General features: G+C 73.4%; 2 protein-coding genes. Both read left to right on the top strand.

The features are described 5' to 3' along the window. Positions 1–428: head-tail connector protein (locus tag BYZ73_RS23200; RefSeq protein ID WP_112317601.1), on the top strand; the 428-nt coding region annotated here is incomplete at its 5' end. Beyond that, a partial coding sequence (locus tag BYZ73_RS24255) for a phage head completion protein (protein WP_181498165.1) occupies positions 425–579 on the top strand: 155 nt, incomplete at its 3' end. The genes BYZ73_RS23200 and BYZ73_RS24255, both read left to right, overlap by 4 nt.

Here is a 579-nt window from a genome sequence, read left to right as displayed (position 1 = left end):
CCCGCCGCCCGCTGACCCTGCGCCGGGTCCGGTTCGAAACCGCGGCCGGACAGGGCCGCCGCTGGTGGGTGCCGGTCGCGCCCGCCCGCGAGCTGCTGGGCGTGACCCGGTCGGACGGCGAGATGGGCGAGATCCCCCTCGATCCCGGGGCCGCCCGGCTTCTCTTTGCCGATAGCGAACCGCAGATCCTCTTTGCCGAGGGTGCGTTGGCGGCGGTGCCCGAAGGATCTCCGCTGGCGATCACGCTTTCCGTGGGCCCGGACATCGTGCCGCCGACGCTGGCCCAGGCGGTGATCCTGATCGCGCGGGACTGGCTGGAGGCGGGGATCGCCATCGAGACGGTGGAAAGCCCCCGCATCGCCTTCGGCGCGCGGGCCTTGATCCGTCAGGCCCGTTACCGGCGGCCGGGCATCTGGTGCCGCCAATGAGCCCGCGTCTCGACCGGCGCGTCACCTTCGAGCGCCAAGGCGCGGGGCGCAACGCGCTGAACGAACCCACGGGCGCCTGGGAAAGCCTCGCCACCTTCTGGGCCGCGCGGACCGATCTGACCGAGACCGAACGCGCCGCGGCGGGCCAGAT

It is taken from the genome of Rhodovulum viride (assembly GCF_003265965.1).
Taxonomy (GTDB): domain Bacteria; phylum Pseudomonadota; class Alphaproteobacteria; order Rhodobacterales; family Rhodobacteraceae; genus Rhodovulum; species Rhodovulum kholense.
Note: the sequence above shows the minus strand (reverse complement) of the source record. Positions and strands in the feature narration are given on the sequence as shown.